This is a genomic window from Ensifer sp. LC11, assembly GCF_001695835.1.
In the GTDB taxonomy this organism is placed as follows: domain Bacteria; phylum Pseudomonadota; class Alphaproteobacteria; order Rhizobiales; family Rhizobiaceae; genus Ensifer.
The window spans coordinates 1-25035 of record NZ_MBSO01000010.1 but is presented as its reverse complement, the minus strand read 5'-3'; the positions used below and the strand labels follow the sequence as shown (position 1 = coordinate 25035).

The window sequence follows — 25035 nt, the reverse complement described above, 5'->3', positions numbered from 1 at the left end:
GTTCACATGAGGCGGAAAGATGCTCTAGAATCAAAGTGCTAGAGCGTCCTTAGTGCGTTCATATGAACGCACGGCGCTCTAGCCGGTCAGGCAGGGGAAGGGTGGCGGTCGCCGTCCTTCCCTGCCCAGTGCCGAATGAAGACGTCATGCCGCCGGCAGCGTGTCTGCAGGCGGCTTGCGTGACGCGTATCAGGCCGATGCCTTTGCTTCGGTTGATGGCATAGGCTTGATCACGTTCATCAGGGCGCCATAGGGCAGCAGCATGACGAGGCCGCAGAGGATCTTGACGCTCAAGTCGCCGATCGCCCAGGAAATCCAGCGCGGCGCCTCGGACGAAAGCACGCCGAGAAGCGGAGCGGTTTCCAGCGCGAAGCTGTCGTTCGGTCCGAAGAACACGAAGAATGGCGCAAAGGCGAAGGAGAAGAACATCGCGGTATCGAGCGCCGAGCCGATCAGCGAGCCGGCGAGCGGTGCACGCCACCAGCTCTGGCGACGCAGCCTGTTGAACACCGAGATATCCAGAAGCTGACCGAACAGGAAGGCCGAGCCGGAAGCGATCGCAATGCGCGGCGTGGCGGCGAGGAAGGAGAGCAGGATCGCGACGATGAAGCCGACAACCACGACGCGGCGTGCAATCCGTGGACCGAAGTGGCGGTTGGTGAGGTCGGTCACCAGGAAGGCGAAGGGATAGCTGAAAGCGCCCCAGGTGAGCAGGTCACCGAGCTGCATGCCGGCAATCGAGCCCGGCAAAGGATACTGAACGAGGAAGTTCGAGGCCACGACCACGAGGGTCATCAGCGCGACATAGATGAAGAACGTGCGGTTGATCAGCATTTTTTTATCCTGGGAGATGCCACCAGCTAGAGGGATCAAGGCAGGGTAGAGCTCCCGGCCGACGAAAGCAAAATCGTGCACACGAGAAAAAGGCTTGCCGGATGAACCCGCAAGCCTTTTAAACGCGTGTCAAAGACAGGACGCTGGCGCCGATCAGGCGGCTTCAGCAACCTTCTTGACGATCTGGCGACGCAGCAGGCGAGCACGCATGCTCAGCTCGTTCTCGTCCGACTTCAGCAGGAAGGCGTCGAGGCCGCCACGGTGTTCAACCGAGCGGAGAGCAGCTGCGGAAACGCGCAGACGGTAGCGCTGGCCGAGAGCATCGGAAATCAGCGTGACGTTGCACAGGTTCGGCAGGAACCGGCGCTTGGTCTTGTTGTTGGCGTGGCTAACATTGTTGCCCGACTGGACGCCCTTGCCGGTCAATTCGCAACTACGGGACATGGTACACCTATTCTCTTTATCGCCGCCGGACAATGCGCGGTAGCGGGCCCAGAGCCCAGGCCGCGTTCCTAGGCCATTATTGGAAAGTCGCGGTTCTATAGTCAGAGACGGCCCGCCCGTCAAGCCAAACCTCTTGCATTCTCGGAAAACCGCGGTTTTTCCCGGCCGTTCTTCACGTAGAAAGCATCGTTGAATTGAGAATAATGCCTCGCTAGACCCATTCCAAGCGGTTTTGCCATGCGCTATTTCTTACCACAAGGACGCGTGACAGCCCGACCGAGAGGCAGAAGCGCTGACGCAGCGAACTTGGCGCAGAAAAGCCGCAAAGAGCCTGCATTTCAGGGTATTGCGGCGATATTCAAGTGATGGATTTTTCAGGGCATGAAGTTGCGAAATGGCTTTCGCGGGGCAATGCTGCTATCCGCGGTCTTGTTTTCCACAGCATCATCGGCCGCCGATGTCGAGCATCTGACGGATTACAGCATCTCGCTGGCCGGTCTGCCGGTGGCGCGCGCTTCTTTCCATACGGAGCTTCAAAAGAATCGCTACACGATATCGGGGACGCTGAAGTCGGCCGGTCTGCTCGACATTCTGAGCCGCACGTCCGGGCAGACGCAGGTTTCGGGCGTCGTCGACAAGGACTACCTGCGTGCCTCGCAATATTCGATGTCCTATCGCAGCGGTTCGAAGAGCCGGGCGATCAGCGTCACCTACCGCAACGGCAACGTGGTGCGTGCGAGCATGACGCCGAAGCGCACGCCGCTGCCAAAGAACTGGGTACCGGTGACATCCCGCGACATGCGCAACGTGCTCGACCCGCTTTCCGGACTGATCATCCCCGCCGACGCGCGGGTCTGCCCCAATACACTGCCGATCTTTGACGGCGAGTCGCGGCTCGACATCAAGCTTTCGTCGAAGGGCACGAGACCCTTCAAGACGAAGGGCTTCGAGGGAGAGGTGATCGTGTGCGGCATCCGCTTCGTGCCGAAGGCCGGCTACAAGAAGGGGCGCGAGGACGTCGAATATCTGCGTCGGCTGCAGACAATGGAAATCTGGTTCGCCAAGGCGCAGACTGTGAACGTCTATGCACCTGTCTATGTTCGCATCCCCACAAAGCTTGGGCCGGTGACGGTTTCAGCGACGCGATTTGGTGGTTGACGCACGATGGCGTGTAACTAAAAGGCTAAATTCAACTGCCGGATGATTTTATCGATGCAGATTTCCGGGAGGGAAATCTGCGCGGGGGATGACTATGAAATTCAAGGCAACGCTGATCGGCTTTTCCGCGATCCTGATGTGGTCGCTGCTCGCCCTGTTCACGGCGGCGTCGGGCAAGATGCCGCCATTTCAGCTTTCGGCGATCTGCTTTCTGATCGGCAGCTTGCCCGGGCTGGTTGTGCTGGCGTTGAAGCCGGAGCGCATGGCGCTGCTCAGGCAGCCCGCCAAGGTCTGGATAACCGGCATTGCCGGGTTGTTCGGCTATCACTTTCTCTATTTCACGGCGCTTCGCAGCGCGCCGGCGGTGGAAGCCGGGCTAATCGCCTATCTCTGGCCGCTCCTGATCGTCGTCGGCTCCGCCTTGCTGCCGGGTGAGCGTCTGCGCTGGTATCACATCGCCGGTGCGCTCGCAGGGCTCATGGGCACGATCCTGATCGTGGCGCGCAACGGCGTCGCTTTCGACGATGCCTATCTGCTCGGCTACGGCGCTGCGTTTCTTTGTGCCTTCACCTGGTCCGGTTACTCGCTGATCACGCGCCGCTTCGAGGCGGTTTCGACGGATGTTGTCACCGGCTTTTGCCTTGCCACCTCGATCCTGTCTTTCGTCTGCCACCTGGCCCTCGAAACGACGGTCTGGCCAGCGACGACGTTCGAGTGGCTGGCGGTTGCCGGCCTCGGGTTGCTGCCGGTTGGGGCGGCCTTCTATGCCTGGGATTTCGGCGTGAAGAACGGCAACATCCAGCTTCTCGGCGTATCGAGCTATGCGGCGCCGGTGCTGTCGACGCTGATCCTGATCCTGTTCGGTTTTGCCGAGCCGTCCTGGCGCATAGCGCTTGCCTGCCTGTTTGTGACCGGCGGCGCGGTGCTCGCGGCGAAGGACCTGATCTTGCGCAAGCAGGCTGCAGCGGCGCAGCCGGCGGAATAGCTGGAAATCCTATCGTTCAGGCGGCTGCCAATCGGGAGCCGCCATTTCGAAAGCGGCAAAATCAAAGCCCGGCGCCACGGTGCAGCCGACCAGTGTCCACGCGCCGAGCGATGCCGCTGACTGCCACCAATTGGCCGGAACCACCCCTTGGGGACGTTCGCCGCTGAAGATGTCCGGCCCGAGCCGCAGCATTTCTGAGGGCTTTCCATCCTCGGCAAGGCTGAGTTCGAGCGGCGCCCCGGCATGGTAATGCCAGATCTCGACGGCGTCGCGGACACGGTGCCAGTGCGAGCGTTCACCGCGCTCCAGCAGATAGTAGATTGCGGTCGAATGGCTGCGAGCATCGCCGGCCGCATCTCGAAACGTCTCCCTGTACCAGCCGCCCTCCGGGTGGCGCGCCAGGCCCAGCGCTTCGATGATCGCTGCCGCCTCGACCGCCGCCATCAGAAATTGTCCTTGCGCTTGCGGATCTCGGCAAAGACCGCAGCGTCGCTCGCGTCTCGCATGCCGAGATGGGCGCGGATACCGGGATCTGCAGCCCGCAGGAACGGGTTCGTGCGTTTTTCGAGACCAATAGTCGTCGGCGCCGTAAAGCCGCCGTCAGAGCGCGTTTCTTCGATTTCCGCGGCCCGCGCCTTGAGCTCGGAATTGGCGGGATCGATGGTGACGGCGAAGTGGGCGTTGGAGAGCGTGTATTCGTGGCCGAAGTACACGGTAGTGTCGTCCGGCAATGCCATCAGCCGCCCGAGAGATTGCCACATGGCTTGCGGGGTCCCTTCGAACAGGCGACCGCAACCGAGCGCAAAGAGCGTGTCGGCGGCAAAAAGCAGCTTATCCTCGGGGAAATGGAAGCAGATATGGCCGGCCGTGTGGCCCGGCGTCTCGATCACTTCGACGGAACGGCCGGCAAAGTCGAAGCGCTCGCCATGGCGAACGGCCTTGTCAAGCCCGGGAATCCGCGCGGCTTCGGCGAAGGGGCCGATGATCGTGGCGCCGAAGCGTTCCTTCAGGGCGGCGTTGGCCGCCACGTGGTCGCCGTGGTGATGCGTCGTCAGGATGTGGGTGAGCGTCCAGCCGCGCCGCTCCAGCGCTTCCAGAATGGGTTGTTCCTCCGGCGCATCGATCGACGCGGTCTTGCCGCTTGCCGGATCATGCACGAGCACGCCGAAATTGTCGGTGCGGCAGAGAAAGAGATCGAGTTCGAGTGCGGCCATGGCATGTCCTCCGGTCGAGGCGGGATCAGATGCTGCCGAATGTAGCGAGGCTTGCCTTGAAGTCTACCGCTTCGAAGCTAACATGTTGCGAATGCACACCGATATCGTAGACCTTCGCGAATTCTATCACTCCGAGCTCGGCCGGATGGCGGAGCAGTCCGTCACCATGGCGCTTTCGTCCGTCTGGGCGCGATTGCCGGAGGAGCGGCTGGTCGGCCTCGGTTACGCCGTTCCCTATCTCGAGCGGTTCCGCAAGGATACGGAGCGCACCTTCGCCTTCATGCCTGCCGGGCAGGGGGCGGTGAACTGGCCGGTTGCCGAACTGTCCTCCACGGCCCTCGTCTTCGACGAGGAATTGCCGCTGCCCGACGCTTCGATCGACCGGGTTCTGATGGTGCATTCGCTGGAGTTCGCCGAAAGCCCACGCGAGACCATGAAGGAGATCTGGCGCGTACTGGCGCCGGGTGGGCGTCTCGTCATCGTGGTGCCGAACCGGCGCGGCGTCTGGGCGCGCATGGAGCATACGCCCTTCGGCTCCGGCCGGCCCTATTCGCGCAGCCAGCTGACGGCGCTTCTGCGGGAAACCAACTTCACCCCGGGCGCGACGTCGGAGGCGCTGTTCTTTCCGCCGTCGAAGCTGAAGATGATCCTGCGCCTTCGCCGCGGCTTCGAGCGTCTCGGCCGGTCGCTCTGGCCGGTCTTTTCCGGCGTCATTGTCGTCGAGGCGCAGAAGCGGCTCTACCAGGGGCTGCCGGTCGCGGCACGGGCGTCGCGCCGCGTCTTCGTGCCTGTCCTGGCACCACAGGGCGTTCCAAGCACGCGCGACCGGCCGCGTCTTCCCCGATGAGCCATGCCGCGGCCGCGGCGGACCCTCGACAAAACCCGCTTGCGCCGGTAATGGCTTGACCTCTTTCCCGCTATGGCGCCGTCGTGTCTGACGAGGCTCGTAACGTCGCTGTAGCACTTTGATGGCCATAGAAAGCTGACCCGATGAGCCTTGCCTCGAAGAGCCCCGAGCCGCGTCCCGGCATCTTGGATATTGACGCCTACGTTCCGGGCAAGGAGCACGCGCCTGGCGTCGCCAAGGTGCACAAGCTGTCGTCGAACGAAACGCCGCTCGGTGCCAGCCCGAAGGCGATCGAGGCTTTCCAGGCGGCTGCGTTCAATCTGGAGCGCTATCCGGATGGCCAGGCCAAGGCGTTGCGCGAGGCGATCGGTGCCGTTCATGGCCTCAACCCGGCAAACATCATGTGCGGCAACGGTTCCGACGAATTGCTCGGACTTGTCTGCCGCACCTATCTCGGTCCCGGCGACGAGGGCATCATCACCGAGCACGGTTTCCTCGTCTACAAGATCGAGATCCAGGCATCCGGTGCCACGCCTGTTACCGTCAAGGAGAAGGATGCGCGTGTCGATGTAGACGCCATTCTTGCGGCGGTGACCGAGCGCACCAAGATCGTTTTCCTCGCCAATCCGGCCAACCCGACCGGCACCTACATCCCGGTCGATGAAGTACGCCGCCTGCATGCGGGTCTGCCCGAAGGCGTGCTGCTGGTGCTTGATGCCGCCTATGCCGAATATGTGCGCCGCAACGACTATGCCGCCGGTCTGGAGCTCGTTTCTGCCAGCCGCAACGTGGTGATGACCCGCACCTTCTCGAAGATCTATGGCCTTGCGGGCCTCAGGATCGGCTGGATGTATGCTCCGGTGGAGGTGATCGATGCGGTCAACCGGGTTCGCGGACCCTTCAACCTCAGCGCGCCGGCGATTGCCGCAGGGGCTGCCGCGATCCGCGACCAGGCGTTTGCGGCGACCGCCGTCGACCACAATCTCACCTGGCTTTCGCGCGTCAGCGAGGCCCTTGTGGCAATCGGCCTCCGTGTTACGCCTTCGGTCACGAATTTCGTGCTGATCCATTTTCCTGAGGAGGACGGCAAGCGCGCCGAGGATGCCGATGATTTCCTGACGAGCCGCGGCTACATCCTGCGCGCGGTGCGCAGTTACGGCTTCCCCAATGCGCTGCGCATGACGATCGGCTCTGCGGAAGCCAACGAGGGCGTCATTGCGGCGCTGACCGAATTCATGGGACGAAAGTAATGGCACAGCAGTTTGAAACGATCGCCCTCATCGGAATTGGCCTCATCGGCTCGTCGATCGCCCGCGAAATCCGCGAGAAGCAGCTCGCCGGCACCCTCGTCGTCTCCACGCGCAGCGAGGCGACGCTGCAGCGCACGAAGGAGCTCGGGCTCGGCGATCGCTACACATTGTCGGCGGCAGATGCCGTTCGCGACGCGGATCTCGTCATCGTCTCGGTTCCCGTCGGCGCGTCCGGCGCCGTCGCCGCCGAGATTGCTCCGCATTTGAAGCCTGGCGCGATCGTCACCGACGTCGGCTCGACCAAGGGCTCCGTCATTGCGCAGATGGCGCCGCATCTGCCGGAAACCGTCCACTTCGTGCCCGGGCACCCGATCGCCGGCACCGAGCATTCCGGTCCGGACGCCGGTTTCGTCGGCCTTTTCCGCGGCCGCTGGTGCATCCTGACACCGCCCGATGGCGCTGACGAGGAAGCCATCGCGCGGCTGCGGCGTTTCTGGGAAACGCTCGGCTCGATGGTCGAGGAGATGGACGCCGAGCATCACGACAAGGTGCTGGCGATCGTTTCGCACTTGCCGCACATCATCGCCTATAACATCGTCGGCACCGCCGATGATCTGGAGACGGTGACCGAATCCGAAGTCATCAAGTATTCCGCCTCGGGTTTCCGCGATTTCACCCGCCTTGCAGCATCCGACCCGACCATGTGGCGCGACGTCTGCCTGCACAACAAGGATGCGATCCTGGAGATGCTGGCGCGGTTTTCGGAAGATCTCGCCTATCTGCAGCGGGCGATCCGCTGGGGCGATGGCGACAAGCTCTTCGACCTCTTCACGCGCACCCGTGCGATCCGTCGCTCCATCATCCAGGCGGGCCAGGATACGGCGATGCCGGACTTCGGCCGGCATGCCATGGACCAGAAATAACGCTGTAAGGCTGTGCGTCCAACGGGGCGCGCAGCGCCATGCAGCAGAGTTTAGAGCGTCGGCAGCACGCCGATCGGGATGAAGGCGAGAAACGCCGTGCCGTCGCGCACGTTGAGTTTCACCGTCGCCTCGTTCTTGCCATTGGCCAGTGCCTTCAGCATGTTCGCGGTGTTGTCGACGAGGTTGGCGTCGTCGGGGATCAGGGTGACCAGATTGGCCCGCCAAGCCTCGATATTGGTCATCGTCAGCGAGAATTCGCCGGAGATCAGTCCCTGATCGTTGACCGAAAACGGCCCGGAAAGTTTGGCGTTCATGCCGGAGCCAAGGTCGAGGGTGAGCTGCCTCAGTTCGCCGTTGCTGCCGCGAAACATCTCCGGCGTCGGAGAGGCTTTCAGCCATGCGGCCTTGTCGGTGAAGGTCAGGTCCGCAGCGACGGTCGCCGGTGGCGCGAAGCTCGGACCTTCCTCGGGGCGAAGGTCGAGCTTGTCGACGCTCAAGGCCGCATCGAGATCGGCACCGTTCTGGCGCAAATGGAGTTCGCCGTGGCTGGCACCGAAGCCAAGTCCGTCGCCCGAAAGGGGCAGGCGCACCCGGCCGGTGAGATTGTCATAGGTGAGTGAGGTGCGGTCGACACCGGACAGGGTCGCACGCAGGCTCGCATGCAACAGGGTCCAGTCGGCGAAAATGTTGAGGCCCGGCGACGCTCGGATCTCGGCCGGCCCGTCAAGCTCGATCACGGCGTGGCCGGGCTGGTAGACCTGGGCGGCTGTCCTAAGTGCTCCGAAGGAGGCTGACGTGCCGTGGCGGGTGTCGTCGAGATGCACCTTGTCGCAGAACAGCCCGATGCGGAACGGAAAGCCGCGCACGTCCATGTTCGCGCATTCGCCGCCGAGACCTGCCGCTTGCCCTTCGGCGAGGCGCGCCGCCAGCCGCTTTTCGATCTGATCGGCCGCCAGGAACCAGCCGGCCGAATAGATGCCGGCGACGAGCACGACGCCAGCCGTCAGCCAGCGGAATTTCCGGCTGACCGGTGAGGGGTTGGAAACTGCGGTTGCCGACATGGGCGCGGGTACCTCACTCTATACGGGATAGCGGCAGCCTTTCGGGTGGCGCCGTCGATCCGCAAAACTATTCTTTCCTTCGGGTGCACGAGGACGACCTTGTCTCTTTCGTGCCGAGATGCTGTGCCGTAGAAACCGACATGGCCGACCGTCCCACGGGGGCCGATCGTGATTCGGCGGCGAGAGCAGACAGCGCGGGTTGAATGACAGTGGATATGGACGAATTTTGGGTCTTTGGCTACGGGTCGCTGATGTGGAACCCGGGCTTTGTCTTCGAGGAGAAGCTGACGGCACGCGCCTTCGGTTTTCGCCGTTCGCTCTGCGTGCATTCCTGGGTTCACCGCGGCACGGAACAGCGGCCGGGGCTGGTTCTGGGCCTCGATCGCGGCGGCTCCTGCATCGGCACGGCGTTTCGCGTCGAGCGCGGGCAAAAGGCAAACGTCATCGACTATCTGCGTGAGCGTGAACTTGTGACGCATGTCTACAAGGAACGCACGGTGCCGGTGTCGCTGGCCGACGGGCGACGCGTGCCGGCACTTGCCTACGTCATCGACCGCGACCATGTGCAGTATGCCGGTGCGCTCAGCACCTCCGAGGCGGCCGGCATCGTCGCCGTTTCGACCGGAAAGTCGGGACCGAACAGCGAATATGTGTTCAACACGCTGACCCACCTCAAGGAGATGGGTATCCGCGATCACTGGCTGGAAGAAGTGGTCGCCTTGCTGAGGCAAACGCGACTGCGCGCTCAGGCCTGACCTGCCGCCCTCAATTCCTTTAGCCGTTGCTCCGCCGTCGGCGGCAGCGGCACATGCGGATTGTCCCGCACGGTTTCGACGAGCAATTCGTCGCTGGCCTTCTCCGTCACCTCCACCAGCTTGGCGAGGAAGGCGTCCGGATCCAGGCCGGCCTCGATCGGCGGCAGGATGCGGACCTTGAAGTGACCGGGAAAACGCAGGAACTTGCGGCGCGGCCAGAAAAGGCCGGGATGCATGGCGACCGGCACGACCGGCACATTCAGATCACGGTAGAGCCGGGCGATCCCGTACTTATACTCCGGCGGAGCGCCCGGCGGGCGCCGCGTGCCCTCCGGATAGATGATGAGCTCGCGGCCGGTTGCCATTTCCAGCTTTGTGCGATCCATGACGCCGGTCATTGCTCTGCCGCGCGCTGCACGGTTTACCGGGACCATGCGCTGCTTGAGGATGTACCAGCCGAAGAGCGGGATCCAGGTAAGCTCGCGCTTGAGAATGTAGAAGGGATCGCTCAGCCAGGGCAAGAGCGCGTAGGCGTCCCAGAAGGACTGGTGTTTGGGCGCGAAGATGTAGGGCACATCGGGAATATTCTCCACGCCTTCGACTTCGAAGGTCGTGCCGACGATCTTCTCGAGCAGCCAGTGATTGCTGCGCACCCAGTTTTTGGGCACGAACCAGGCCTTCTTGCGCGGCAGCAGAAAATAGATCGGGGTGAGCACGATCATCTGCACGATCAGATTAGCGTAGAAAACCACGTTGAAAAGGATCGAACGCAAGGCGATCATCAGGCACGCTCTCGTTGGCGATTTCTTGTGCTGGCGCTTCAGGCCGGTTGATGGCTGCCTACACGAATAAGTGCCAAAGGAAAACTGTCACGCTTCACTTTGCGGCTCGCAAAGAGCTGCGTGCCCTTACTCTTCGGCCGGGGTTGCGCGTGAGGCGTCGGTGCGCAAGCCGCTCGTCGGGCGCGCGCCGGCAAGATCGCGCAGCGAAGCGACGGTGTATTTGCCGAATTCCAGCAGGATGGCTTTCAGCACCATCGGATTGCGCAGCCAGTTCGTCGTCTTCAGATCGGAATTGACCACCGGGTAGGGGATAAATTCCGTTTCCGGGCGGGTGCGGCGAAGTTCCAGCAGGCTGCGCGGCATGTGGTAGTTGTTGGTAACGACAAGCACGCGCGTATAGCCGCGATCGCTGATCCATTGTGCCGCCTCCGTGGCGTTGCCAATGGTGTCGATCGCCTCATGACCGATATCGACGCAGCACTTGAAAAGGTCAGCTGAGCTCTGCGTGTTGCGTCGGATCTGGCTGCCGGTCGTGGTCGGATGGACGCCGGAGATCAACAGTCGCTTGCCGGCGCCGGCTTTCAGGAGATCGACGGCCTGATCGATACGCTGGAAGCCACCGGTCAGAACGACGATCGCGTCGGCCCGGGGATGCGTGGGCGGCTGCAAGGACGCGACCGTGTCTGCGAAATTCAGGAAGGCAGCGACCAGGATCGCAAGCGGCAAGAGCAGGACAAAGAAGGTTCGACGGAGAATCTTGCGCAAGACGCTTCGGGGTCGCCGGCGGTCGTCGGCGTTGCCCTGCCATTTGCCTCCTCCAGCCATTCCGTTCCCGCGTAGTTCTCGCGCCATCATGATTCTCTTCACATAGCCGCAGATTGCGGCAAGGAATAGATCGAGAGGCGGTGAAACATCAGGCGGTTCAGCTTTGGTAGAGGTCGGTGCGTCCCGGGTCCGAACGGATGAGGTCGATCTCGTAGATCGTGCGCATGACGGTAAGGCGTGCCGTCAAGGTCGTCAGGATGGCGATGACGACGATGATCGCGGCGATGCCGAGATATCCGCCGTAGCCGATCGTGAACGTACCGAAGAGCGCAGTCGCCTGATCGGTCTGCGGTGTCGCGAGTGTGCGTGACTGCCAGAAGCCTGCAAGCGCAAAGGATAGGGCAGCGAGCAAGCCGCCGGCGCCGGCACCCTTGATACTGATTTTGAGGAAATGCTTCTGGAATTCGGATGCGACGAAGCCGGCCTCTGCACCGACGAAATGCAGCACCTCGACGATGTGGCGGTTGCCCGACAGCGCGCCGCGGGTGGCAAAGACCACGGTCAGCACCATGGCCGAGAACACGAGTGCCAGCACGCCGGTACCGATCATAGCCGTCGTGTTGGCCATGGCGACCAGCCGGTCGACCCAGGTGCGGTGATCGTCGAGGAAAGCCTGCGGGATCGTCTCGGTCAATGCCTTGCGCATACTGGCGAAATCGGGCGGATTGTTCTCGTCGATGGTGATGATGATAAGCCGCGGCACCGGCAATTCGTCGAGGTCGAGGCCCTCGCCAAGCCAGGGTTCGAGCAGGCGGGCCGTTGCGGCACGGTCGACGATCTTGCCATCCGTCGTGCCACTGAAGGTCAGTGCCAGATCTCGGGCGTCGGCAAGCGCCTTTTCCATGTCGAGGCTGTCGTCGGGTTTGATCTGGATGGTGATCTCGCGGGAGATCTGCGATTGCCAGCTCTGCGCGGTGGCTCTCACCATGCTGACGCCGCCGAGTGTCAGGCATGCCAGGAACGACATGATGGCGATGACGCACATCAGCGCGTGGCCGGAGACATTGCTCGAGGGTACGATCGGGCCAGTCGGCCGCACACGCATTTCCGTCCGGCGTTGCTGCGGCTCTCCGGCCTGCTCGGGTGCGTTGGTCTGGCGCTTGGTGCGGCTGTCACTCATAGATGTCGAGCCGCCCCTGCGAGAGGATCATGCGCCGCGCTTCCACCTGATCCATCAGCGACAGATCGTGCGTGGCGATCACCACCGCTGTGCCGAGCCGGTTCAGTTCAAGGAAGAGATTGAGGAGCCGTCGCGCCATCGGCGGATCGACATTGCCGGTCGGTTCGTCGGCGAGCAGGATCTCCGGTCGGTCGATCAGCGCCCGCGCGATCGCAGCGCGCTGCTTTTCCCCGCCTGAAAGCACCGGCGGCAGAACGTTGATGCGCTCTCCGAGACCCACCCATTTCAAGAGTTCGAGCACGTCGGCGCGGTAACTGGCCTCCTCCTTGCCGCGCACGCGCAGCGGCAAGGCGACGTTTTCATAGGTCGTGAGATGATCCAGCAGGCGGAAGTCCTGGAAGACGATGCCGACGCGCCGGCGCAGCATCGGGAATTCTTCGCGGGGGATCGACGAAATGTTACGGTCGAACATCCGGATCAGACCGCGTGTCGGCTGCAACGAGAGGAAAAGCAGCTTCAAAAGCGTCGTCTTGCCGGCGCCCGAAGGGCCGGTCAGAAACTGGAACGAACGGCGCGGAATATCGAAAGTCAGGTCCCGGAGGATTTCCGGTCCCATGCCATAGCGCAGTCCGACGTTCTCAAAGTGAATCAAGCGGCAGCCCAGTCTCTCTTGCGGTCCTGCAACCGACAGCCGGTTCCGGTCCTCCGCGCATAGGACGACCAGCCTCGAAAGGCAAAACCGCCTCCGGAACCATGGTTAAGCAGCGGTTAATTTTTCATGAAAAGGTGCCGCTTTCACGACCTCTTTCCGAAACATTAACCATTCCGGTTTACGTGTCGGAAAGATTTGATGCAATGCCCAGATTCTTGCACCGCCGGGGTCAGAGCATTGCCCGATGGTTTCGCGGATCGGGGCAGGCCAGCGGCGCTGCGTCCTCTTGCGGGACAGGAGGAAATGATCATGCAGGCATTCCGGAGCAAGACCACGGGCGCCAGCGCCTATACCGACTTCCTGCCGCCTGAGCGCAGTGGACGCGATGGCGCGGCAGCGCCGAGACGGACCGATTATGTTGACGCAGAGTTCGAAGTCATCTCCGCCTCGTCGCGCCGAACGCCCTATCCCGTTTTCAACGACAATGCGAAGGCGGGCGGTCGAGCGCGGCCGACGCTGACGGTCGTGGCGGATCAAAGCTCACTTGCCACGCGGCTGATGGGCCTTGCCGAAACACGGCTTCGCGATATGCCCGCGCGCCGCTTTGCCGGTCTGGTGGCAGGTTTTGCGCTTGCGTCCTTTTTGATGATCGTGGGTTTCGCCGGCAACGGGCAGGCTGATGTCCAGCCTCTGGCGATATCAGGTATTACGAGCGCACTCGACTATTCCGGCGGCATGCGGGTGCTTTCCGTTTACGGCTCGATCGACAACCGCTCTGCTGCCGAGCAGCGATTGCCGCTCGTCGTGGTTGAGATCGCCGCGAACGGACGCAAGGTCACGGCCACGCGGGTGATGCCGGAAGGCGCGGCCATTGCGCCCGGGGAGAGCCGTCATTTCATGACAAGACTGCCCTATGCAGGTGGAAAAATGCCCGATGTAACGGTTTCCTTCGCCGAAAACGGTGTTTCGCCGCGCTGATTGTGCTAAGCGGCGCGCATGGGAAGGCGCTGGTCTTCCGGATGAAACGCTGGAGAAGCCTTGATGCCCGTCGTTCGCGGTAAGAATATCGAGCCCCTTTACACGGCAGAGACGATCGCTGCACGCAACCACGAGCTTGCTGACATGATCGTCGACGGTCCGCACAAGGACCTGCTGGTGATCGCGGTGCTCAAGGGCTCGTTCATTTTTGCCGCCGACCTGATCCGTGCCATGCATTCGGCAGGTCTTGCGCCGGAAGTCGAGTTCATCACGCTGTCGAGCTATGGCACCGGCACCGTCTCGCAGGGCGTCAAGATCACCAAGGACATCGACAGCGATGTGCACGGGCGCGACGTGCTGCTGATCGACGACATTCTCGAATCCGGACGCACGCTGCGCTTCGCCAAGGAACTGATGTACGAGCGCGGTGCACGCAACGTGACGATTGCGGTGCTGCTCGACAAGCGGGTCAAGCGCAAGGTCGAACTCGAGGCGGATTATGTCGGCTTCGAATGCCCCGATCATTTCGTCGTCGGCTATGGCATGGACGTGGCCTATGCCTTCCGCGAGCTGCCTTTTGTCGGCGTTGTCACCGGCGATGCCGAGTAAGTGTACCGTTTCGGGGCGCCTGCCCTGAAATCCGGTCGTTCCGCGTTTACCGAACACAAACGAAAAACTGGTTGTTTTGGGGCGTACCGCCTGTGATTCGTCATGGATCCGCGGTGCTGCAGCGCAGCGCGTCCCGTTGACCCACGCGCGCTGTACATTTGGATCAGGTGCGGGTGCTGGTGTGAACGCCGGACTCGGAAGCGAACGCGGAGGCCATGATGGCGAAGATCCTGATTACCGAGGACGAGGATGCATTGCGTTCCTTTGTCGCGCGGGCCTTGCGGCTCGATGGCCATGAGACGGTCGAGGCGGGCGATGGCGCCGACGGCCTTGCGTGCCTCAAGGCCGAAGCCTTCGACCTTCTGCTTTCCGATATTCGCATGCCGGTCATGGATGGCATAGAGCTCACACACCAGGCCTCAGCCGCCTTTCCGGCGATGAAAATCCTGCTGATGACCGGCTATGCCGAGCAACGTGAACGGGCCGACGACCTCACCGACAAGATCGTCGACGTCATTTCCAAGCCCTTCTCTCTTCCCGATATCCGCAAGGCCGTGGCACTGGCGCTGGCTGCCTGACGCAACCCGGGTTGGCGACCGATCGTTGAGAACGCGGCAGGGCGCGCCGACGCGCGCAAGCGACAAGCGGCATGCTGCCGCTTGTGATCTCATCGGTGAGACCGAACCCGGCTGCTTACCGCATGTCGAGCAGGCGCTCGAGATACTGACGCTCCGCTTCCGGTGACAGGCTGTCGCCAAGCCTGCGGCGGATTTCTTCGAGGATCTGCCGGGCACGTTGCGAGTCGATTTCGTCGGGAACCTTGACCTGGTCGCCGAAATCCGGGCCGGAATTCTGCTGCCGTCGGCCCAGCGGATCACGACCGTTCTGGCCATATTGCGGTATGCCCATGCCGGGGCCCTGACCTTGGCCCTGCATCTGGTTCATCATGTCCTGGGCGCCCTCGCGGAGCGCCTGCAGCGCGCGGCCCTGGTTGCCGACGGCCTGTTCGCCCTGGCCCTTGCCGAGCGCACCGGAGGCGCCTTCCATCTCGCGCTTGGCGTCGCCGAAACCCTTGCCCGGCTTGATGCCCATGCTTTCCAGGCTCTGGTTCAGCTCGCCAAGCTGCTTGCCAAGGGCGTCCTGCTGCTCCTTCAGCTGCTTCAGCGCATCCTTCAACTGTTCGGCCGTCATTCCGTCGAGCGGATCGGGCTGAGCATTCGGATCGCTGCGCTGTCCGGGCTCCTGTGGCATTTCCTGACCGAAAAGCTCGTTGTCTTCACCTTGCAGCGGGTCGCCGCGCTGCATCCGGTCGCGCAGAGCCTGGTCGAGCTTGAACGTCTCGTCCATCAGCTGCTGTTGCTGCTGCAGCAGCTTGCCGAGCTTGTCTATCTGCTGGCGCATGGCGTCGTTCTGCTCGCCCATCTGCTGCTGGCCGCGGCCGGCTTGCAGATTGTTCATCATGCGCTGCAGCTCTGACAGCATCTGGCGCGCCTGATCGCGTGCACCTGATCGCGCCAGGTTCTCGATCTGATCCATCATCTTTTCGAGATCCTGCTGACGCATGATGTTGTTTGGATCGAGCTTGCCGGTCATGCGCGGATTTTTCATCGCCTGCTGAGCGAGCGCCTGCATGTACTCCTGCATCGCCTGGCGCAGTTCCTGCATCAGCTTGGCGATTTCCTGGTCGGACGCGTTTCGCTCCAAGGCATCCGACAGCGCCTGTTGGGCTTCACGCAAACGCCGCTCCGCAAGCGACAGGTCGCCGTCTTCGATGCCAAGCGCAATCTCCCAGAGGTATCCGGCGGCATCGCGCAGCATGTCGTCATTGTAGGCGAGCGCCATGCGCGTGCGCGCCGATTTCAACAGCAGGAAATGGGTGAGGTTCGGAATCCATTCTTCGGCCAATGAGGCGACGGCGTCGTTGAGGTCGATGGCGCGCGGCAGATCATTGGCATTGAGTGCGAAGACCTGGCGCTGCTCGGCCACCGCGCCGGCGAGCGGCTGCAGGAACTGGCGGGCGGGCAGGATCATGTCCTGTGGCGGGCTACGGCCCTCCTGTCCGGCAGCGTCACGGGCAACGAGCGTGACCTGCACACGTTTGCCCGCAAGCGGATGTTCGCTGAGGTTTCGGCTGGTTGTGCCCTTGGCTTCGCGTGCGTTGCGACGCGGCAGGTCAAGCCGGTACTCCGGCAGCGGGTAGAGCGGCCGCGCGCCCTCGGCGGCCTGATCGAGCGGCTTGATCTCGGCCCAGGCTTGGGCGACGCCATAGTCGTCGGTCGCGACGAAGGCAATTTCCAGCGCCGCATTGACGGTCGGCCGCGGAATGCCGTCGAAGGCGATCTGCGGCACGCCATCCGGAGTAATCTTGAAAGCCCAGCGTTGGCCTCCGACGACGAGCTCGCCGTCCTTGACGACCTTGTAGACGTGATTGCGCACGGCGTTCGGGCTGCGCACGGTGTCTTGAGCGGCGTTGCCGGCAGCCTTTGATTGGGGCTGTGCCTCCTTGGCCGTCTCACCGGCCGCTGGAATGGCGATTGGTTCGGCCGCGCCAGTCTCCGCATAGTGGACGATCTCATCCGGGCCGGCACCCGTGATGCGGACCGTCAGATCGCTGAACTGGGGAATGGTGATGGTTCCGGTGTCCTCGGCCGTCGGTGTGGCCCCCGGTTTGCCGGTGAGGAAGATCGGCGCGCGCCCGGTATAGGGCGGTGGCGTCACCCAGGCGTCGATGCGGATGTTGGCCGTCTCGACCGACGCCTGCGGCAACCGCAACGCATCGCTGAGCAGTCCCGCGCGGTTGGAATAGGAATAGGCGAAGGCGAGGCAGGCAAGAAGCACAGGGACCGTGCGCAGTGCAAAGGGGTCGTGCCGGGCGATATCGGGGCGCGGCAAGCCGGTATCGAGGGCGCCGATCAGACGCGCCATGCGCGCCTGGTGTTCGCGCCACAGCGCTTCGCCCAAGGGGTCGTCGGTTGCCGGGCGATCGTCCTGAACACGGATTGCCTGATGCGGCAGCGCGTTGCGCTCCTCCAGCATGCGATCGGCATCGGCGCTTGCGGGCAGGCGGATCCGCGTTACGGGAACGAGGGCCGCGAGGAAACCGACCGCGAAGGCAAAAAGCACTGCGGCATGCAGCCAGAACGGCGCCACGCGAAAGAAGCCGAGCCAGGCGAAGGCGAGAAACAGAAGCGCGATGGAGCCGGGCAGCAGGATGCGCGGCAGAAGCTGCTCGGCGACCAGAACTGCGCGCGCCAGCCATCTCTTCAGCCCCAGAATTCTCGAAAACGGCTTCGGTTGTGGCGTTTCATCCTGCCGGAATTGCGTCATCCGCCCAAGTTTCCTTTCGGTCGCCCATCAACGCGCGTGGCTGACCAGTATAATAAAAGCGACATGCTTCCGGAAAACGGCGCACAGTTTCGCTTATCCCGCTGGCGCTCAGGATACCATCGTTTGTGGCGAAGACGAGGGCGCAAACACAATCGTGATCGTCCGGATGGCCGATCCACAGATTGTCGTCGCTTGGCGCGGGCTGGATCAGTCGAGCCAGTCCGGAACGGAATCGAGGCCGATCAGGGCATCGTAATCCTGGCGCGGTCGAACCACGTGGAAACGATCGCCCTTGACCAGCACTTCCGGGATCAACAGGCGGGAGTTGTAGGTGCTGGCCTGGACGGCGCCATAGGCCCCGGCTGAGCTGATGGCGAAGAGATCGCCGGGCTTCGGCATCGCCATCTCGCGATCGAGTGCCAGGTAGTCGCCGGTCTCGCAGACCGGCCCAACGACGTCAGCGCGGATGCGCGGCGCATTGGCTGCGGAGATGCGAACCGGGCGGATCTCGTGATAGGCCTCGTAGAGCGTCGGGCGGATGAGGTCGTTCATCGCGCCGTCGACGATGACGAAGGTCTTGTCGCCGCCATCCTTCACATAGATGACTTCGGTTACGAGAATGCCGGCATTGCCGACGATCAGTCGGCCGGGCTCTGTGACGATCTTGCAGCCGAGTGACTGCAGCTGGCTCTTGACGATCTCGGCATAGGCATCGGGCAGCGGCGGCGGGTTATTGTCGTCCTTGTAGGGAATGCCCAGGCCCCCGCCGATATCGACGTGGTCGATCGCATGGCCGTCGGAGCGCAACGTATCGACCAGTTCGCGCAGCAGCTTGAAGGCGTCGTCGAAGGGCTGAAGCTCGGTGATCTGGCTGCCGATATGCATGTCGATGCCAGTCACCTGGATACCCGGCAGCGTGGCCGCATGGGCGTAGACGGCGCGGGCGCGCTCCCAGGAAATACCGAACTTGTTTTCCTTCTTGCCCGTCGAGATCTTGGCGTGGGTCTTCGCGTCAACGTCAGGGTTGATACGGAAGGAGACATGGGCGCGCTTGCCGGCGCGCACGGCGCGCTGGTTCAAGACTTCGAGTTCCGGTTCGGACTCGACGTTGAAGCAATAGATGCCGGCTTCGAGCGCCAGGTCCATTTCCTGCGGCGTCTTGCCGACACCGGAGAACATGATCCGGCTTGCCGGAATGCCGGCCGCAAGCGCGCGGCGCAGTTCGCCGCCGGAGACGACATCGACGCCGGCGCCAAGGTTGCCCAGCGTCTTCAGCACCGCCTGGTTGGAATTGGCCTTCATGGCGTAGCAGACCATCGCGTCCACATCCGAGAAGGCCTGGGAAAAGACCGTGTAGTGGCGCTCGAGCGTCGCGGTCGAATAGCAGTAGAAGGGCGTGCCGACGGCGCGGGCGATGTCGGTCACCGGCACGTCTTCGGCATAGAGAATTCCGTCGCGGTACTGAAAGTGGTTCACGGCAAGACGCTCGGTTTTGGGCAATTCCAGGAAAGTGTGAAGCGGTTTCCGTTGGGAATTGCGTAATTTCAACTAGAGAAGGGGGTCGAGCAGGAACGGGCGGTCATCCGCCTTTTCCTTTTGCTCGACGGTTCCGGCGGGCGCCTTGGTATTGATCGGTGCGGTCGAGCCGGGACGATCGAGGTCGCCCTTGCGTCCGCAACCGACAAGAACCAGCCCGGGGATCGCCAGCAGAAGCGCAAGCCGGGCCGCCTTCGTGAATGTCATCGTGATTTTCCTTCGCGGGAACTGATGCAGGTGCGATGTCTTACCGATTTTTCAGGCACTTGTGCACCCTGTTTCTGCGGGCGGAAACTGCCCGCAGGCTTGGGAGCGGATGGCCTAGTTGCGGGCGCGCCACCAGGCGATCTGCTTGCGCACTTCGTTGGGGGCCGTGCCGCCAAACGACGTGCGGCTGGCAACGGAAGCCTCGACCGTCAGCACGTCGAACACATTTTCTGTGATGGCGGCATGGATCGACTGCAGGTCGGCAAGCGAAAGCTCCGAGAGTTCGCAGGCCTTCTGTTCGGCAAGTGCCACGGCGCGGCCGGTGACATGGTGGGCATCGCGGAAGGGCAGGCCCGCCTCGCGCACCAGCCAGTCGGCGAGATCCGTTGCGGTCGAATAACCGGAGCCGGCTGCCGCCTTCATGCGGTCGGCACGGATGGTCATGTCGCGCACCATGCCGGTCATGGCGGCAATCGCCAGTTCCAGGCTCTCGGCGGCGTCGAAGACCTGTTCCTTGTCTTCCTGCATGTCCTTGGAATAGGCGAGCGGCAGGCCCTTCATGACGGTCAGCAACGCGATCAGCGAGCCGTTGATGCGGCCGGTTTTGGCGCGCACCAGTTCGGCCGCGTCCGGGTTCTTCTTCTGCGGCATGATCGAGGAGCCGGTCGAAAACGCGTCCGACAGGCGGATGAAGCCGAACTGCGGCGTGGACCAGATAACGATCTCTTCGGCCAGGCGCGAGAGGTGCGTCGCGGTGATCGATGCCATCGACAGGAATTCGAGCGCGAAGTCACGGTCCGAAACGGTGTCGATCGAGTTGCGGGTCGGGCCGGTGAAGCCGAGTGCCTTGGCGGTCATGTGCCGGTCGATAGGGAAGCCGGTGCCGGCAAGTGCTGCGGCGCCGATCGGGCTTTCGTCCATGTGCTCGATGGCGTGGCGCACGCGCGAGCGGTCGCGGCCGAACATCTCGACATAGGCCATGCAATGATGGCCGAAGGTGACGGGCTGCGCCGTCTGCAGATGCGTGAAGCCCGGCATGACCGTTTCGGCATGTTCCTCGGCGCGATCGAGGAAGGCGGCGATCAGGCCGGTCAGCGCCTTTTCGGTCCGCTGCAGCTCTTCCTTGACCCAGAGACGGAAGTCGAGCGCCACCTGGTCGTTACGCGAGCGGGCGGTGTGCAGGCGGCCGGCTGAGGGACCGATGAGGGTCGCAAGCCGCGCTTCGATGTTCATATGAATGTCTTCGAGGCGGCGCGAGAATTCGAACGCACCACTTTCGATTTCTGACAGGATCGTGTTGAGGCCGTGAACGATCTTGTCTTTGTCTTCTGCCGAAATGATGCCTTGATGCGCCAACATCGTCGCATGCGCTATTGAGCCGCGGATATCCTGGGCATAGAGCTTCTTGTCGAAGCCGATCGAGGCATTTATTTCCTCCATGATCGCGTCCGGACCCGAGGCAAAGCGACCGCCCCACATCTGGTTGGAGGATTTCGTCTCGGAATTGCCGTCAGTCATGAAGAATGCCCGCCTTGGAGAATGAAATGCCCGACCAGAAGAAATCCCCCCCGGCCGTGAAACTGTTCGCGCTCGCCGCCCTGTTCGGCGTGATCGTCGGTGCGGCAGCGGTATACGTGAAGGAGACGGGGTCTGGCAATGGCGAGCCGGCTGAAACGGCGAGCGCGAGCTGCCCGCTGACGGCTGCCAAGGTCGCCTCTCTGACGCGGTTCATGAAGGGGCAGGTCGCCGCCATGTCGCCGGCGTCATCACCGCGCCCGATCGCGCTCGACTTCAACGGTCCCGACGGCAAGCCGACCAATGTCTCGGCTTTTGCCGGAAAGACCCTGCTCGTCAACCTCTGGGCCACCTGGTGCGTGCCCTGCCGCGAGGAAATGCCGGCCTTGAACGCCCTGCAGAAATCGCTCGGCAGCGACAAGTTCGAGGTCGTGGCGATCAACATCGATGTCGGCGACGATGAGAAGCCGAAGGCCTTCCTCGACGAGACTGCGGTGCACGAGCTTGCCTACTACCGCGATGCCTCCATGGGCGTGTTCAACAACATGAAGAAGGAAGGCCTTGCCTTTGGCCTTCCTGCAACCCTGCTGCTCGACGACAAGGGCTGCCTTATCGGCTCGATGAACGGTCCGGCCGCCTGGGACAGTGACGACGCCAAGGCGCTGATCAGCGCTGCGCTCGCTCCGGCTACCGGTAGTTAAGGGCGCCGCCCGTCGGGTGCCGACTTCACCGTCTGAGGCGGCGGCACTTGAAATCCGCGCTGCCTTTCTGCCATCACTGTTCCCGACGGTGAACGGGGCAGGGGCGTGTGATGAAAAAGCTCGAGACGGGAATGGCCCTCCTGACGGCGCTTGTGGCCTGTGCAGCGCTCGGCCTCCAGCTGCAGCTCGTGCTCTCCAGCATGACCGCGAATGGCGCGACGGTTCTTTTTGCCGTCTGGCGCTTCTTCGGCTTTTTCACGATCCTTGCAAATTGCGCCGTGGTTCTCATTTCTGCGGCACTGGTCTTTCGGCCCGATGGTCGGTTCGCTACCCCACGCGGCCGGCTGATGGCCACAACCGCGATCGTGCTTGTCGGCCTCGTCTATTCCGTAGCGCTTCGGTCCACCTGGCAGCCAACGGGCTGGCAGGCGGTTGCCGACCATCTGCTGCACGATATCACGCCGATTCTGTTTCTGGCGACATGGCTTGTCGGCAGCCACGGGGACCTGAACCGCAAGGATGTTGCCTGGGTTGCCGTTCCTCCGCTTCTCTACTTCGCCTATGCGCTGACACGCGGCAGTCTCGATGGCTGGTATGCCTATTGGTTCCTCAATCCGGCAGAGATGGCGCTCGTCGCCCTGGCCGGCAGCGTCCTGCTTCTCAGTGGCGCTTTCCTCGCAGTCGGGGCTCTTCTCGTGCTTGCCGATTGGGGGCTCGCCGGCTGGCGCCGCCCGGACGCGCCGGCGCGCTGAAGCCATGACGAAAAAACCCGGCGTTGCGCCGGGTCTTGATCAGGGCCTTGGGGCCGCAGCAGTCTTAGCGGGTCGGAACCGGAACCTCGCCGCGATAATCGTAGAAGCCACGGCCGGACTTGCGGCCGAGCCAACCGGCCTCGACATATTTCACCAGCAGCGGGCAGGGGCGGTATTTCGAGTCCGCCAGACCGTCATAAAGCACCTGCATGATCGACAGGCAGGTGTCGAGGCCGATGAAGTCGGCGAGCTGCAACGGGCCCATCGGGTGGTTGGCGCCAAGCTTCATCGCCGTGTCGATGGCCTCGACGCTGCCGACGCCTTCGTAAAGCGTATAGATCGCCTCGTTGATCATCGGCAGCAGGATGCGGTTGACGATGAAGGCCGGAAAGTCTTCGGCGACCGTTACCGTCTTGTCGAGCGTTGCGACGAATTCCTTGGCGGTCTTGAAGGTCTGTTCGTCGGTGGCGATGCCGCGCACGAGTTCGACGAGCTTCATGACCGGAACCGGGTTCATGAAGTGGATGCCCATGAAGTGCTCGGGGCGATCGGTCGCCGAGGCCAGGCGGGTGATCGACAGCGACGACGTGTTGGTCGCGAGGATCGCTTCCGGCTTCAGGATCGGACACACCTGACCGTAAATCTTGCGCTTGATCGTCTCGTCTTCGGTGACCGCTTCGATGACGAGGTCAGCCTGCGACAGGTCGTTGATATCGGTCGAGCCCTTGATCAGCGCCAGGGCCGCCTTGCGGGCCTCGTCGGTCATCTTGCCGGAGGATACCTGGCGGGCGAGGTTGCCGTTGACGGTGGCAAGCCCTGCTTCAATCCGGTCAGCGGCCAGATCGTAGATCTGGACCTTGTATCCGGCGATTGCCGAAACATGCGCAATGCCGCAGCCCATTTGCCCAGCACCGATAATTCCGACCGTCTTGATCATCGCGGCGAACTTCCATCTTCAAGAGTTGGCGGCAAGGCCGCCATCAGACATGCAAACCGGGCCGGTTTGGCCGGCCCGGTAGATTGTTAATGCCAAGTCCGCGCTTTTGCCAGCCCTTTTCATGGGTGCGGCGGGTGGCATTGATTTGGACTTACAGCGCTTTCTGCAACTCCGGCAGAGCCTCGAAGAGATCGGCAACCAGGCCGTAGTCGGCGACCTGGAAGATCGGCGCCTCTTCGTCCTTGTTGATCGCGACGATGACCTTGCTGTCCTTCATGCCGGCGAGGTGCTGGATCGCACCGGAGATGCCGCAGGCGATGTAGAGATCGGGCGCCACCACCTTGCCGGTCTGACCGACCTGCCAGTCGTTCGGGGCATAACCGGCATCGACGGCGGCGCGCGATGCGCCGACGGCAGCGCCGAGCTTGTCGGCCACCGGCAGGATCACTTCCTGGAACTTTTCCGACGAGCCGAGCGCGCGGCCGCCGGAAATGATGATCTTGGCCGAGGTCAGTTCCGGACGGTCGGACGACGACAGCGCGTCGGCGACGAAGGAAGAGAGGCCCGGGTTGGCCGCAGCCGAGACGGTTTCGATCGTTGCCGAACCGCCTTCGGCAGCAGACGCGAAGGAGGCGGTGCGCACGGTGATGACGCGCTTTTCTTCCGTCGTCTGCACCGTCTGGATGGCATTGCCGGCGTAGATCGGGCGCCGATAAGTGTCGGACGAGACGACCTCGATGATTTCCGAAACCTGGCTGACGTCGAGCAGCGCTGCAACGCGCGGCATGACGTTCTTGCCGACCGAGGTCGCAGCCGCGACGATCGTGTCGTAGTTGCCGGCAAGCGAAACGATCAGGGCTGCCAAGGGCTCGGCGAGGTTGTTGGCAAGCGAGGCGTCGTCGGCGACGAGCACCTTGGCGACGCCTGCAAGCTTCGCGGCCTGTTCGGCCGCCGCCTTGGCGCCGGCGCCGGCGACCAGCACATGCACCTCGCCGCCAATCTTGGAGGCGGCGCTCAGCGCCTTGGCGGTCTGGTCGGAAAGGTGGTTGCTGTCGTGGTCAGCCAGAAGAAGAATGGCCATGATGAAATCTCCCTTTCCTGAACTTACAATACGCCGGCTTCGGTCTTGAGTTTTTCGACGAGCTCGGCGACCGACTTGACCTTGATGCCGGCCTTGCGGCCCGACGGCTCCTCGGTCTTCAGCACCTTGAGGCGGGCGGACGTATCGACGCCGAAATCGGCCGGCGACTTCTTGTCGAGCGGCTTCTTCTTCGCCTTCATGATGTTCGGCAGCGACGCGTAGCGCGGCTCGTTCAAACGCAGGTCGGTGGTGACGACCGCAGGCAGTTTGATGTCGATGGTCTGCAGGCCGCCGTCGACTTCGCGCGTCACCGTTGCCTTGCCATCTGATATCTCGACCTTGGAGGCGAACGTGCCCTGCGCCCAGCCGAGCAGCGCCGACAGCATCTGGCCGGTCTGGTTCGAATCGTCGTCGATCGCCTGCTTGCCGACGATGATCAGGCCCGGCTGTTCGGCCTCGGCGACGCCCTTGACGATCTTGGCGACGGCGAGCGGCTCGACCTGGTCTTCGGTCTCGACCAGGATGGCGCGGTCAGCACCCAT

At 62.9% G+C, this 25035-nt stretch carries 27 protein-coding genes; 11 read left to right on the top strand and 16 right to left on the bottom strand.

The genetic code is table 11. The features are described 5' to 3' along the window. Window positions 1-189: 189 nt before the first annotated feature. The gene (locus BBX50_RS07395) at window positions 190-834 is read right to left on the bottom strand and encodes a queuosine precursor transporter (protein WP_065774674.1); all 645 of its coding nucleotides are present in this window, start codon (window positions 832-834) and stop codon (window positions 190-192) included. Between the two features lie 153 nt (window positions 835-987). Then, complete coding sequence (gene rpmB / locus BBX50_RS07390) at window positions 988-1278, bottom strand: 50S ribosomal protein L28 (RefSeq protein WP_034806568.1); 291 nt, start codon at window positions 1276-1278, stop codon at window positions 988-990. A gap of 381 nt (window positions 1279-1659) precedes the next feature. On the opposite strand from rpmB, the gene BBX50_RS07385 reads away from it, so the two are divergent. Then, a complete protein-coding gene (locus BBX50_RS07385; protein WP_065774673.1) occupies window positions 1660-2436 on the top strand; it encodes a DUF3108 domain-containing protein in 777 nt (258 codons plus the stop codon). A 94-nt stretch (window positions 2437-2530) separates the two neighbouring features. Then, the gene (locus BBX50_RS07380; RefSeq protein ID WP_065774672.1) at window positions 2531-3421 is read left to right on the top strand and encodes an EamA family transporter; all 891 of its coding nucleotides are present in this window, start codon (window positions 2531-2533) and stop codon (window positions 3419-3421) included. A 9-nt stretch (window positions 3422-3430) separates the two neighbouring features. On the opposite strand, the gene BBX50_RS07375 is transcribed toward BBX50_RS07380, so the two are convergent. Together BBX50_RS07375 and gloB are read right to left on the bottom strand one after the other, a co-directional pair. Beyond that, a complete protein-coding gene (locus BBX50_RS07375; protein ID WP_065774671.1) occupies window positions 3431-3865 on the bottom strand; it encodes a cupin domain-containing protein in 435 nt (144 codons plus the stop codon). Next, on the bottom strand, window positions 3865-4635 hold the full coding sequence (gene gloB, locus BBX50_RS07370; protein ID WP_065774670.1) for a hydroxyacylglutathione hydrolase: 771 nt from the start codon (window positions 4633-4635) through the stop codon (window positions 3865-3867). Before gloB ends, BBX50_RS07375 begins: the two co-directional genes overlap by 1 nt. An 82-nt stretch (window positions 4636-4717) precedes the next feature. Between gloB and BBX50_RS07365 the strand changes: the two genes are divergently transcribed. The 3 genes from BBX50_RS07365 (at window position 4718) to BBX50_RS07355 (ending at window position 7655) form a co-directional block, all read left to right on the top strand. Next, window positions 4718-5482, top strand: a complete 765-nt coding sequence (locus BBX50_RS07365) for a class I SAM-dependent methyltransferase (RefSeq protein ID WP_139108308.1) — start codon at window positions 4718-4720, stop codon at window positions 5480-5482. A gap of 143 nt (window positions 5483-5625) precedes the next feature. After that, window positions 5626-6732, top strand: coding sequence for a histidinol-phosphate transaminase (gene hisC / locus BBX50_RS07360; RefSeq protein ID WP_065774668.1), 1107 nt, complete (start codon window positions 5626-5628; stop codon window positions 6730-6732). Beyond that, window positions 6732-7655: a prephenate/arogenate dehydrogenase family protein gene (locus BBX50_RS07355; protein WP_065774667.1), complete on the top strand. Its 924-nt coding sequence runs from the start codon at window positions 6732-6734 to the stop codon at window positions 7653-7655. The genes hisC and BBX50_RS07355 overlap by 1 nt, the downstream gene beginning before the upstream one ends. 50 nt (window positions 7656-7705) lie before the next feature. Here the strand turns inward: BBX50_RS07355 and BBX50_RS07350 are convergent, their stop codons facing one another. After that, window positions 7706-8716, bottom strand: a complete 1011-nt coding sequence (locus BBX50_RS07350) for a DUF2125 domain-containing protein (protein ID WP_065774666.1) — start codon at window positions 8714-8716, stop codon at window positions 7706-7708. Between the two features lie 203 nt (window positions 8717-8919). Here BBX50_RS07350 and BBX50_RS07345 point away from each other — a divergent pair, with 203 nt between their 5' ends. Continuing rightward, complete coding sequence (locus tag BBX50_RS07345; protein ID WP_065774665.1) at window positions 8920-9471, top strand: gamma-glutamylcyclotransferase; 552 nt, start codon at window positions 8920-8922, stop codon at window positions 9469-9471. On the opposite strand, the gene BBX50_RS07340 is transcribed toward BBX50_RS07345, so the two are convergent. From BBX50_RS07340 to ftsE, 4 genes are all read right to left on the bottom strand, one after another. Beyond that, window positions 9462-10253, bottom strand: coding sequence for a 1-acyl-sn-glycerol-3-phosphate acyltransferase (locus tag BBX50_RS07340; RefSeq protein ID WP_065774664.1), 792 nt, complete (start codon window positions 10251-10253; stop codon window positions 9462-9464). The two genes, BBX50_RS07345 and BBX50_RS07340, sit on opposite strands and share 10 nt — an antisense overlap. A 126-nt stretch (window positions 10254-10379) precedes the next feature. Then, window positions 10380-11078 carry a YdcF family protein gene (locus tag BBX50_RS07335; RefSeq protein WP_065774663.1) on the bottom strand — a complete coding sequence of 233 codons (699 nt, stop codon included), beginning with the start codon at window positions 11076-11078 and terminating at the stop codon, window positions 10380-10382. A gap of 97 nt (window positions 11079-11175) precedes the next feature. Then, window positions 11176-12198, bottom strand: coding sequence for an ABC transporter permease (locus BBX50_RS07330; RefSeq protein ID WP_065774662.1), 1023 nt, complete (start codon window positions 12196-12198; stop codon window positions 11176-11178). Further along, entirely contained in the window at window positions 12191-12850 is a 660-nt protein-coding gene (gene ftsE / locus BBX50_RS07325) for a cell division ATP-binding protein FtsE (protein WP_065774661.1), read from the bottom strand. Before ftsE ends, BBX50_RS07330 begins: the two co-directional genes overlap by 8 nt. 309 nt (window positions 12851-13159) lie before the next feature. On the opposite strand from ftsE, the gene BBX50_RS07320 reads away from it, so the two are divergent. The 3 genes from BBX50_RS07320 to BBX50_RS07310 all read left to right on the top strand — a co-directional run bounded on the left by BBX50_RS07320 (window position 13160) and on the right by BBX50_RS07310 (window position 15015). Next, window positions 13160-13828 carry a hypothetical protein gene (locus BBX50_RS07320; protein ID WP_065774791.1) on the top strand — a complete coding sequence of 223 codons (669 nt, stop codon included), beginning with the start codon at window positions 13160-13162 and terminating at the stop codon, window positions 13826-13828. Between the two features lie 63 nt (window positions 13829-13891). Then, window positions 13892-14437: a hypoxanthine phosphoribosyltransferase gene (hpt, locus tag BBX50_RS07315; protein WP_065774660.1), complete on the top strand. Its 546-nt coding sequence runs from the start codon at window positions 13892-13894 to the stop codon at window positions 14435-14437. A gap of 218 nt (window positions 14438-14655) precedes the next feature. Continuing rightward, complete coding sequence (locus BBX50_RS07310) at window positions 14656-15015, top strand: response regulator (RefSeq protein WP_065774659.1); 360 nt, start codon at window positions 14656-14658, stop codon at window positions 15013-15015. Window positions 15016-15130: 115 nt separating this feature from the next. Here BBX50_RS07310 and BBX50_RS07305 read toward each other — a convergent pair whose 3' ends face one another. The 4 genes from BBX50_RS07305 to argH form a co-directional block, all read right to left on the bottom strand. Further along, entirely contained in the window at window positions 15131-17764 is a 2634-nt protein-coding gene (locus BBX50_RS07305) for a TIGR02302 family protein (protein WP_065774658.1), read from the bottom strand. A gap of 207 nt (window positions 17765-17971) precedes the next feature. Continuing rightward, on the bottom strand, window positions 17972-19240 hold the full coding sequence (lysA, locus tag BBX50_RS07300) for a diaminopimelate decarboxylase (RefSeq protein WP_065774790.1): 1269 nt from the start codon (window positions 19238-19240) through the stop codon (window positions 17972-17974). 72 nt (window positions 19241-19312) lie between these two features. Beyond that, on the bottom strand, window positions 19313-19507 hold the full coding sequence (locus BBX50_RS07295) for a lipoprotein (RefSeq protein WP_065774657.1): 195 nt from the start codon (window positions 19505-19507) through the stop codon (window positions 19313-19315). A gap of 114 nt (window positions 19508-19621) precedes the next feature. Next, window positions 19622-21025 (bottom strand): argininosuccinate lyase, encoded by a 1404-nt coding sequence (gene argH, locus BBX50_RS07290; protein ID WP_065774656.1) that lies wholly within the window; start codon window positions 21023-21025, stop codon window positions 19622-19624. A 26-nt stretch (window positions 21026-21051) separates the two neighbouring features. Here argH and BBX50_RS07285 point away from each other — a divergent pair, with 26 nt between their 5' ends. Both BBX50_RS07285 and BBX50_RS07280 read left to right on the top strand, forming a co-directional pair. Beyond that, window positions 21052-21723, top strand: coding sequence for a TlpA disulfide reductase family protein (locus BBX50_RS07285; RefSeq protein WP_065774789.1), 672 nt, complete (start codon window positions 21052-21054; stop codon window positions 21721-21723). 110 nt (window positions 21724-21833) lie between these two features. Further along, the gene (locus BBX50_RS07280; protein ID WP_065774655.1) at window positions 21834-22475 is read left to right on the top strand and encodes a Pr6Pr family membrane protein; all 642 of its coding nucleotides are present in this window, start codon (window positions 21834-21836) and stop codon (window positions 22473-22475) included. 64 nt (window positions 22476-22539) lie between these two features. Here the strand turns inward: BBX50_RS07280 and BBX50_RS07275 are convergent, their stop codons facing one another. The 3 genes from BBX50_RS07275 to BBX50_RS07265 all read right to left on the bottom strand — a co-directional run. Further along, complete coding sequence (locus BBX50_RS07275) at window positions 22540-23412, bottom strand: 3-hydroxybutyryl-CoA dehydrogenase (RefSeq protein ID WP_065774654.1); 873 nt, start codon at window positions 23410-23412, stop codon at window positions 22540-22542. Window positions 23413-23563: 151 nt separating this feature from the next. Continuing rightward, window positions 23564-24493: an electron transfer flavoprotein subunit alpha/FixB family protein gene (locus BBX50_RS07270; RefSeq protein ID WP_065774653.1), complete on the bottom strand. Its 930-nt coding sequence runs from the start codon at window positions 24491-24493 to the stop codon at window positions 23564-23566. 23 nt (window positions 24494-24516) lie between these two features. Further along, on the bottom strand, window positions 24517-25035 hold a 519-nt coding region (locus BBX50_RS07265), incomplete at its 5' end, for an electron transfer flavoprotein subunit beta/FixA family protein (protein WP_065774652.1).

Bases quoted from the DNA above. Each gene is read 5' to 3' on its own strand.
- BBX50_RS07385 (WP_065774673.1), top strand. From the start codon at position 1,660: ATGAAGTTGCGAAATGGCTTTCGCGGGGCAATGCTGCTATCCGCGGTC.
- BBX50_RS07350 (WP_065774666.1), bottom strand. From the start codon at position 8,716: ATGTCGGCAACCGCAGTTTCCAACCCCTCACCGGTCAGCCGGAAATTC.
- BBX50_RS07340 (WP_065774664.1), bottom strand. From the start codon at position 10,253: ATGATCGCCTTGCGTTCGATCCTTTTCAACGTGGTTTTCTACGCTAAT.
- BBX50_RS07310 (WP_065774659.1), top strand. From the start codon at position 14,656: ATGGCGAAGATCCTGATTACCGAGGACGAGGATGCATTGCGTTCCTTT.
- hpt (WP_065774660.1), top strand. From the start codon at position 13,892: ATGCCCGTCGTTCGCGGTAAGAATATCGAGCCCCTTTACACGGCAGAG.
- BBX50_RS07365 (WP_139108308.1), top strand. From the start codon at position 4,718: ATGTTGCGAATGCACACCGATATCGTAGACCTTCGCGAATTCTATCAC.
- argH (WP_065774656.1), bottom strand. From the start codon at position 21,025: ATGACTGACGGCAATTCCGAGACGAAATCCTCCAACCAGATGTGGGGC.
- BBX50_RS07285 (WP_065774789.1), top strand. From the start codon at position 21,052: ATGCCCGACCAGAAGAAATCCCCCCCGGCCGTGAAACTGTTCGCGCTC.
- BBX50_RS07345 (WP_065774665.1), top strand. From the start codon at position 8,920: ATGACAGTGGATATGGACGAATTTTGGGTCTTTGGCTACGGGTCGCTG.
- BBX50_RS07355 (WP_065774667.1), top strand. From the start codon at position 6,732: ATGGCACAGCAGTTTGAAACGATCGCCCTCATCGGAATTGGCCTCATC.
- BBX50_RS07275 (WP_065774654.1), bottom strand. From the start codon at position 23,412: ATGATCAAGACGGTCGGAATTATCGGTGCTGGGCAAATGGGCTGCGGC.
- BBX50_RS07335 (WP_065774663.1), bottom strand. From the start codon at position 11,078: ATGGCTGGAGGAGGCAAATGGCAGGGCAACGCCGACGACCGCCGGCGA.
- hisC (WP_065774668.1), top strand. From the start codon at position 5,626: ATGAGCCTTGCCTCGAAGAGCCCCGAGCCGCGTCCCGGCATCTTGGAT.
- BBX50_RS07380 (WP_065774672.1), top strand. From the start codon at position 2,531: ATGAAATTCAAGGCAACGCTGATCGGCTTTTCCGCGATCCTGATGTGG.
- BBX50_RS07375 (WP_065774671.1), bottom strand. From the start codon at position 3,865: ATGGCGGCGGTCGAGGCGGCAGCGATCATCGAAGCGCTGGGCCTGGCG.
- BBX50_RS07330 (WP_065774662.1), bottom strand. From the start codon at position 12,198: ATGAGTGACAGCCGCACCAAGCGCCAGACCAACGCACCCGAGCAGGCC.
- BBX50_RS07395 (WP_065774674.1), bottom strand. From the start codon at position 834: ATGCTGATCAACCGCACGTTCTTCATCTATGTCGCGCTGATGACCCTC.
- gloB (WP_065774670.1), bottom strand. From the start codon at position 4,635: ATGGCCGCACTCGAACTCGATCTCTTTCTCTGCCGCACCGACAATTTC.
- BBX50_RS07270 (WP_065774653.1), bottom strand. From the start codon at position 24,493: ATGGCCATTCTTCTTCTGGCTGACCACGACAGCAACCACCTTTCCGAC.
- rpmB (WP_034806568.1), bottom strand. From the start codon at position 1,278: ATGTCCCGTAGTTGCGAATTGACCGGCAAGGGCGTCCAGTCGGGCAAC.
- BBX50_RS07320 (WP_065774791.1), top strand. From the start codon at position 13,160: ATGCAGGCATTCCGGAGCAAGACCACGGGCGCCAGCGCCTATACCGAC.
- BBX50_RS07280 (WP_065774655.1), top strand. From the start codon at position 21,834: ATGAAAAAGCTCGAGACGGGAATGGCCCTCCTGACGGCGCTTGTGGCC.
- BBX50_RS07305 (WP_065774658.1), bottom strand. From the start codon at position 17,764: ATGACGCAATTCCGGCAGGATGAAACGCCACAACCGAAGCCGTTTTCG.
- BBX50_RS07295 (WP_065774657.1), bottom strand. From the start codon at position 19,507: ATGACATTCACGAAGGCGGCCCGGCTTGCGCTTCTGCTGGCGATCCCC.